This window comes from Perlucidibaca sp., assembly GCF_057084925.1.
Genome location: NZ_JBXMRC010000004.1, coordinates 1 through 8,118 on the forward strand (window position 1 = coordinate 1; position 8,118 = coordinate 8,118).

6 protein-coding genes are annotated in these 8,118 nt (G+C 55.4%); 5 read left to right on the forward strand and 1 reads right to left on the reverse strand.

The genetic code is table 11. The features are described from left to right. Positions 1 to 264 precede the first annotated feature (264 nt). The 4 genes from AC14IB_RS01420 to AC14IB_RS01435 all read left to right on the forward strand — a co-directional run bounded on the left by AC14IB_RS01420 (position 265) and on the right by AC14IB_RS01435 (position 5,724). The gene (locus AC14IB_RS01420; RefSeq protein ID WP_484230219.1) at positions 265 to 783 is read left to right on the forward strand and encodes a YqiA/YcfP family alpha/beta fold hydrolase; all 519 of its coding nucleotides are present in this window, start codon (positions 265 to 267) and stop codon (positions 781 to 783) included. A gap of 131 nt (positions 784 to 914) precedes the next feature. After that, a complete protein-coding gene (locus AC14IB_RS01425) occupies positions 915 to 2,561 on the forward strand; it encodes a hypothetical protein (RefSeq protein ID WP_484230220.1) in 1,647 nt (548 codons plus the stop codon). A 90-nt stretch (positions 2,562 to 2,651) separates the two neighbouring features. Then, positions 2,652 to 4,265 carry a hypothetical protein gene (locus AC14IB_RS01430; protein WP_484230221.1) on the forward strand — a complete coding sequence of 538 codons (1,614 nt, stop codon included), beginning with the start codon at positions 2,652 to 2,654 and terminating at the stop codon, positions 4,263 to 4,265. A gap of 88 nt (positions 4,266 to 4,353) precedes the next feature. Continuing rightward, entirely contained in the window at positions 4,354 to 5,724 is a 1,371-nt protein-coding gene (locus AC14IB_RS01435; protein WP_484230222.1) for a WS/DGAT/MGAT family O-acyltransferase, read from the forward strand. Here AC14IB_RS01435 and AC14IB_RS01440 read toward each other — a convergent pair. Next, positions 5,627 to 7,441 carry a DEAD/DEAH box helicase gene (locus AC14IB_RS01440; RefSeq protein ID WP_484230223.1) on the reverse strand — a complete coding sequence of 605 codons (1,815 nt, stop codon included), beginning with the start codon at positions 7,439 to 7,441 and terminating at the stop codon, positions 5,627 to 5,629. The genes AC14IB_RS01435 and AC14IB_RS01440 overlap by 98 nt on opposite strands. A 395-nt stretch (positions 7,442 to 7,836) precedes the next feature. Between AC14IB_RS01440 and AC14IB_RS01445 the strand changes: the two genes are divergently transcribed. Further along, the coding region (locus tag AC14IB_RS01445) for an SDR family NAD(P)-dependent oxidoreductase (RefSeq protein ID WP_484230224.1) at positions 7,837 to 8,118 on the forward strand (282 nt) is incomplete at its 3' end.

Below are 8,118 nucleotides of genomic sequence, written 5' to 3' on the forward strand. Positions count from 1 at the left end.
GATCTGGCTTTAGTGCCATTGGCTCATCTGGAATGGTATTGGCTCTTTCTGAGTACTCACTCAGACTCAGTTGAGGCTCAGGGGGCAAGCGATTCACTTCACTGCCAATAATGATGCCGCTTCCCAAGAGCGTAATGCAGAGCAGTAGCCAGCGCTCTCGAATTCCTGTTTGCATACTCTGCTTGCCCCCTTCATTAGGCAGGTAACTAATGACGGTATGATCTGTCACCATCTCGTCTTGGGTCTGTGTACTAGGTGTAACAAATGTCGATAGTTGTTTTTCTGCACGGCTTAGAGAGCGGGCCGGATGGCTTGAAAATTCAGGCTCTGCGGCGCGTAGCTGAAGCGCTGGGCTGGAGTACGTTGGCACCTGATTTTCGAGGTATGCCCGATCCGGAGCAACGTACGCAATACTTACTTAAGCTGCTGCCTGTCGGAGAAACGATCCGGTTGGTGGGGTCCAGCTTGGGGGGCTATGTCGCTGCACGAACTGTCGAGCTGGCGTCGTCAAATCTGCGTATTGAGGGCGTTTTTTTACTGTGCCCGGCCTTTGATTTGCCGGGATATCCCCTAACAAGACCAGCTCAGCAATTGCGTGGTCAAGCAGTACGGATTGTCCATGGCCGTCATGATGAGGTGGTGCCGTTAGCTCATTCTTTACGTGCAGCGGACGCGTGGCAATGCCCGCTTTTGGTCACGGAGGACGATCATCCGCTACACAAAAGCATCGAGTTGATTTCATCGTTTCTCGCCGATTGGCTTAGTCAAAAAGTGCTGAACTAACACAGGCTAGACACTGGCTTACACGCCGCCTAATTCTCAGAACAAACATGTAACAACTTGCTGCAAAACCCTGCTCAATTGGTCTTCCCAGCGGTCGATAGCTAAAGGAGACCCAGAGAGGATTTGCAAACATGCGCCTAAAAAAACAGCACGGTTTTGGTTATTTGAGTTTGGCGTGTGTACTGATGGCCTGTGGCGGTGGCGGAGGTGGAACTGGGGGCGGAGTTAGTACGGGAGCTCCCTCAACACCAAGCTCAGGTACTGGATCTGTTCCGGTGTCCATGACAATGAATTCGGATGGAACAGCGCGCACGGTGAATACCAATTGCCCCTTTACGCAGTCGATTACCTCGGCACGCAATGATGGCCTGCGGATTGAGCAAGTGCGCTGGCTACAAACGGTAGCGTTAGACCCTAGCGAAAGTGATACCCGCTTAGCGGGGGGGAAAACCGTCAAAGTGCGGGTGGACCTTCTGGCCAATAGTGTGAGAAGTGCGCCTGCAGTTAAAGAGTTGAGGGTCTATGACCCAAGTACAAGCAGTTGCACGAGTTATCCGCTGGCTGGCCCCAATAATGTGCCCACGTCGGTCTCTTTAGACTCGTTGAGTAATGCGTTTGTCGCCACAATTCCCGCCAATAAAATTAAACCTGGCATGGGTGTTTCGGTGGTGTTTGATGAAGCGGGCGGCCGGTCGGCGAGCGAAGCTGATGCGACGTATCGGTATTTTTTACCTGCGGTAGCGGCAGCCCAAACCGAAACTGTACGCTTGATCCCCTTGCGTATTCTCGGCACCACAGCCTCAGTAAGTAGTGCCAATATTGGGCAAGTGCTGACTCGAATGCATCCCATCAGCGCGGCCAATGTCACGACCACCGCGCCGTTATCTATCCTAAGCATTACCGTCAATAATTTACTTTCATCGGGTGTGGCCTCACTCAGTGTGATGACCGCGGTGTTGGATGAAGTAGACGACTATTGTGCACAACTCAACGGCAGTCAGCGCTCAGCCCGAACGGCGCCAAAGTGCATTGCCTTTTTTCCAGACACCATCTCGTTCAGGCCAAGCTCCGGGTCGGGTCAAGTGGTTGGGCTCGCTTATGTCGGCGGCATAACCATGCTCACGCAGCAGGTTTTAAACACAGACGACAATACGATTACCAGCCCGTATGCCAGTCGTCACTGGGTTAACTATCGCGCACTCACCTTGGCGCATGAGTATGGTCATCTGCTCAATTTAGATCATGCAGCTTGCGGGGGAGCGGGTGGTGTTGATCCTAGGCTATATAGCGATGGCCGCCTGAATGGTGGTGCTGGATGGGATGAAGCTAGAGATACTTACTTTTCAAGCACGCGTTTGGACGGTAATAACCAGCCTCAATTTGCCGATTTAATGTCCTACTGTGGCAAAGAGTGGACCTCCGACAGAGGCTATTTGGCCGCCATGGGTTATCGCAGCGCGAGCAATGAAACCGCGGCACGCATGACAGATGCGAGCGAGCGATGGTTGAAGATTAGTCAGCTAAATGGGGTGTGGAGAGTTCGTCCGGTGGCCTTTGCACCCAGCACGTTGCAAATGTCGGACCTGGCCTTAACGGTGAGCAGTGACCAGCAGCCAACGACTCTGCCCCTGTATTCAGCGGTGGTGTCCGACATGCCGGCACTCAATAAGGGCCCCTATTATGTGGATGTAGGGAGTCGTCAGGTCACTCAACTTGAGGTTATCAAGGCGGGCGAGCGCTTAATGTTATGGTCTGGCAGTGAAATTCCAGCCCGTTGAGCGTTACAAAAATTAGCGAGTTGTATAGGCATTCAGGGTCGTCGTGTTGTGCCAGAATCTTCAGTAATAAAAACTATACTGAGATTTATCATGCATTCACGCGGCCTTGTCGTGCTTCTGGGTTTGTTACTCAGCGCTTGTGGTGGAGGCGGAGGCGGCGGTTCGCCAGCTGCGAATCAGGGTCAGCTACAGTCAGATAAAACCATTTCCGGTGATGGTCGCTCTCAACAAATCAACGCAACGTGCCCATTTACTCAAGTGCTCTCTGCGGCCCGTAATGATGGTCGACGCATTGATCGGGTGAGCTGGGTGCAAACAGCCGAGTTCGATGCGTCAGCAACCAATGCGCAGCTGATTGCAAACAAACCTGTGTTAGCAAGAGTGGATTTACTCACAACCAGTGCATCTGCTTCACCTTCGCGTGCGTATATGTTGGTCTCGAACGCCGGAGGCTGTACCCGCATAGCCCTTACCAGTCCCGGCTCAATCCCCACGGCGGTTGATCGGCAAACCCTAAACTCTGCTTATTACGCAACCATTCCGGCAAATCTGATTGAGCCGGGGAGTACGGTGGCGGTTGTCTTTGATGACGATCAAGGTCGTAGCGAAGCTGAAGCGGACCGAACGTATCGTTTGCTCCGACTGCCAGTGCAATCAGCGTTGACTGAAGTCATCCGTGTAATTCCTCTGACGTATAAAGGGCAGAACGGCTTCGTCACGAATAACGCTGACCTAGCGGATTTGATGGTTAGGCTGCATCCCATTACCGCGTTCACTTTGAGAACAGAGGCCGCATTTGCACCGCCTTCGCTAAATCAATCGGTTTTAGGTTTTCTGACTTCTGGGCAAGAGTCATTTCTGACTATGCAGGCGGTGCTGTCGGAGCTGGACGATGAGTGTGCGCGACGCAATGGCGCCCAAAGTAGCGCCAGAACAGCGCCGAAATGCCTCGGCGTCTTTCCGAACAATCTGACTTTCCGCTCTGCCACTGGCCAAGTGGTCGGGTTGGCGTATATGGGTGGGGTTTCTATGTTGGCGCAATCGGTTAGTGCGACCGATGATTTTGCCGAGATATCCGCTTATGGCGCCAACCATTGGCTGAATTTCAGAGCGTTAACGGTGGCTCATGAGTATGGCCATTTGCTTAATCTAAATCATGCGGCGTGTGGCGGCCCAACGGACACCGACCCTAGACTGTATCCCGATGGACGTTTGGGCGGGGGTGCAGGCTATGACACGACACGGAAGTTCTACTTCTCTAGCCAACGATTAAATGGCGCGGGGCAGCCTCAGTTTGGTGACCTTATGTCCTACTGTGCCAAGGAGTGGAGTTCGGACCGGGGTTATGTGGCGGCGCTGAATTATCGTTCCGGCGGCAGTGCGCGCATGGCGACGCAGGAGGCCGGCTCGCGTAGCCAGTGGCTGAAAATTTCCCGTCAAGGTGAGCGCTGGCAGCTACGCCCGGTGGATTTCACGCCATCCACACTTCGTGTCACGAACGCCTCGCTGCAAGCAACGGCAGTAAATGGCATAACGGCCGTTCCTGTCTATGCTGCCGTGATTGCCGATGCTCCCGAACTAACGCAGGGGCCATTTTTTGCTGATTTGGGCGATCTCAATGCACTTCAGCTCACGCTGCTGGGTGTGGATTCGGTGAGTGGGCTGCCCATAACGTGGTCAGCACAGGAGTGGATTAAACGCTGACAAGCGGAAAGTGGCGGGGTAGTCTTGGGTAATTATTTGGCACGGTGTGTGCTGATAATGTTTACTAAACAAGACGGATGGCAAACTCATGACCCCGCTTTCTCCTGCCGATCAATTGTTCTTATGGATGGAAAAACGCCAGCAGCCTATGCATGTGGCTGGACTGCAGCTGTTTAATTTTCCCGAAGATGCGGGCCCTCGTTATATCCGCGACCTCGTGGAGCACCTTCGAACGTTTAATGAGCCGCAGCATCCTTTTAATAAGCGCTTAGTCCGCCGTTTCGGCCAATACTTCTGGGAGACCGATAAGCAATTTGACCTAGAACATCACTTCCGTCATCGCGCACTACCTAAGCCGGGGCGTATTCGTGAACTGCTTTCCTATGTATCTGCCGCCCACAGCAACCTCATGGATCGCCAGCGTCCCCTGTGGGAAGTGCATCTGATTGAGGGGGTTCAGGGGCGTCGTTTCGCGCTATATACCAAAGTGCATCACAGCCTGTTTGATGGTATTTCAGCGATGCGCATGGGTAGCCGCGCACTCTCTACCGATATTGATGCCCGTGACTTGCCGCCAATTTGGGCTATGCCGCCACGTCGTAAGCCTACTGGTCTGCCCAACCCGATTGATGTGGCCACCGGCGCAGTTCGCATGACCTCTGGCTTTAGTAAGCAACTCGCTACCATGCCCGCAGTCGTCAAGGAAATGGCCAAAGTTGCACGAAAATCTCAACGCGACCCGAATTTCGTGCCGTTTATGAATGCTCCGGCGAGCATTATTAATAGCGATATTACCGGCTCACGCCGTTTCGCTGCGCAGAGCTATCCCATGGAGCGCTTTAAGGCGATTGGAAAGGTCTTTGGCTGCACGCTCAATGATGTGGTGTTGGCCGTGTGCGGAAGTGCGTTGCGTAACTATCTGATTAGTCAGCAAGCGTTGCCAGACAAGCCGTTGATTGCCATGGTGCCGGTGTCGTTACGAACGGATGATAGCGAGACTGGAAATCAGATCGCGATGATTTTGGCTAACTTGGGAACGGAAGTCGCAGACCCGACGCTGCGCCTGGAGCGCGTCAAGGCCTCGGTACAAGAGGCTAAAACGCGCTACAAGAGCATGAGTTCGGCGGAACTGTTGAACTACACGGCGCTGATGATGGCACCGGCGGGATTACATCTGCTGACGGGGCTGGCGCCCCGTCTGCGAGCCTTCAACGTGATCATTTCCAATGTGCCGGGTCCGAAAGAGCCCTTGTACTGGAACGGCGCGCGCTTGACCGGACAATACCCGGTATCCATACCGGTGGATCAAGTCGCGCTCAACATAACCCTGACGAGTTATGTTGATCAGCTAGAGTTTGGGCTTACTGCTTGTCGTCGAACCTTGCCTTCGATGCAGCGCCTGCTTGGCTATCTTGAGCACGGAATACACGAGCTTGAGGTCGCTGGCGGTCTGCGCTGAAACCTTCGGCACGGGCTGGACGTGCTGGGCGATCGCCATACGCTGGACGGTCGCCTTGTGGGCGAGGTGCGGCCGAACGGGCTGGACGATCACCGTAAGCTGGGCGGTCGCCATAGCTTGGGCGGTCACCTTGTGGGCGCGGTGCTGCACTGCGGTGCATCGGACGGTCGCCACGCAGAGCCTGGCGATCAAACGCTGAGCGTTCGTGCGTTGCGGCGCCGGCAATGTTGCCGCTCAATTCACCATCCACTACAACGGGACGTGTAGCGTAGGCTGGACGATCCGTACGCGCTGGACGATCACCATAAGCGGGGCGGTCGCCGTAGCTTGGGCGGCTGTCGGTGCGCGTTGGGCGATCACCATAGGCCGGTCGGTCGCCATAGCTTGGGCGGCTGTCGGTACGGGCTGGACGATCGCCATAGGCCGGGCGATCGCCATAGCTTGGGCGGCTGTCGGTACGGGCTGGGCGGTCACCATAGGCAGGACGATCGCCATAGCTTGGACGGCCGCCGTTGTCGCGACGCGCACCACCGGCAGGACGGCTAGCGCCGCCATTGTCACGGTACTTTGGAGCTGGACGTGGCTCCATGCCTGGGATGGTCAATTCTGGAATGGCGTTGCCGGTGTAAGCAGCCAGACGTTGTAATTTACCGCGGTCACGACGATTCACTAGGCTCACGGCGGTGCCGGTACGACCCGCGCGGCCGGTACGGCCGATGCGGTGAACGTAATCTTCCAGAACCATCGGCAGGTCGAAGTTGAATACGTGGCTAATGCCGACGACGTCGATACCGCGAGCGGCAACGTCGGTGGCAACCAAGCACTTCACCATGCCGTTCTTGAGGTCACGAAGCGTGCGGTTACGCGCCGGCTGCTTCATGTCACCGTGCAGGGCAGCGGTGGACAGACCGAAGTTGGCCAGTTCAATCGACAGCACTTCGGCGTCGCGGCGTGTTGCGGTGAACACAACGGATTGATTTACCGCGGGGTCAGCCAGCAGCTTGAGCAGAATGGCTTTCTTGTGTTCCATGTCGTCGCAGAAGTACAGACCTTGCGTGATGTTCTCATGCTTGGCTTGCTGCGAGCTGATCTGCAGGCGTTCTGGATTGCGCATGACACGCGCTGCCAGGGTTGCAATGCGATCTTCCAGCGTGGCCGAGAACAGCAGTGTTTGGCGTTCGGCAGGCGCCTTTTCGGCAATCAGTTCAACGTCATCGATGAAGCCGAGGTCGAGCATGCGGTCTGCTTCGTCGAGGATCAGCAATTCAACGCGATCCAGCGTGATCTGGCCACGGTTCATCAGATCGAGCAGGCGGCCCGGTGTGGCAACCATAACATCAATTGGGCGCATCAGCGCTTTCTGCTGCTGCTGGTAGTTCATGCCGCCGAGGATGCTGACGGTACGGGTCTTCAGGCGCTTGCCGTAAACCATGGCAGCGGATTCGACTTGGCGAGCGAGTTCACGCGTTGGGGTTAGCACCAGAATGCGTGGGCCTTTGCCCTTGCCGCCTGGGGTCATAGTTAGGCGGTGAAGGCCTGGCAGCAGAAAAGCTGCGGTCTTACCGGTGCCGGTCTGGGCCGACGCCATGAGGTCGCGACCGCTCATGGCGATTGGAATAGCTTGCGCCTGAATTGGCGTGGGTTCGGTGTAGCCAGCTTCGTTAAGGGCGGCTAAAAGGGCGTCATGCAACGCCAGGTCTGTAAAAGTCAAAGACACAGGACTGATCCTCGCGGGTAACCCGCGGTGAGTATGGGTAAACAGCAAACCGACGGGATACGGCGGTGGCTGACGGATTTATCGTCGCCAACCAGACCAGAGCAGGCTGCGAGCCGGTGCAGGAACCGGGACAGCACATAATAGGCGGGCAACAAAAGGGCTGCGTCTGCAGCGGGGCGAACTATACGGATGTCGGAGATGAAAAGCGAGAGCTATTTTCGAGGCGACGAAAAAAGCCAGTGCAAAAAGCCTGCTTCCGACGAACGGTCGTTGTGGCTGATCAATTGCATTGGGACTATAGTTCCAGTTTTGAATGCAAGCAGAATTCATGGCATAACCCTTCTCACAAGGGCGGGAAGCCGTTGAAAACACATAATAATGAGGAGACTGGTGCCATGAGCACAGCATTGATCACAGGGGCGTCAAACGGTATCGGACTGGAGCTGGCCAAGCGCCTGGCGGCAGATGGCCACGATGTAATTCTGGTGGCGCGCAGCGTCGACAAGCTGCAGGCCATTGCCAATGAGCTGAGCCAGCGTCATGGCATCAAGGCTGATGTCATCGGCCAGGATCTGGGTTATGAGGGAGCTGCTGTTGAGCTGGTGACCAAGCTCGGTGATCGTCGCGTCGACATGCTCATCAACAATGCCGGTTTTGGCGAATTCGGCACTTTCATC

Bases quoted from the DNA above. Each gene is read 5' to 3' on its own strand.
- AC14IB_RS01420 (WP_484230219.1), top strand. From the start codon at position 265: ATGTCGATAGTTGTTTTTCTGCACGGCTTAGAGAGCGGGCCGGATGGC.
- AC14IB_RS01425 (WP_484230220.1), top strand. From the start codon at position 915: ATGCGCCTAAAAAAACAGCACGGTTTTGGTTATTTGAGTTTGGCGTGT.
- AC14IB_RS01430 (WP_484230221.1), top strand. From the start codon at position 2,652: ATGCATTCACGCGGCCTTGTCGTGCTTCTGGGTTTGTTACTCAGCGCT.
- AC14IB_RS01435 (WP_484230222.1), top strand. From the start codon at position 4,354: ATGACCCCGCTTTCTCCTGCCGATCAATTGTTCTTATGGATGGAAAAA.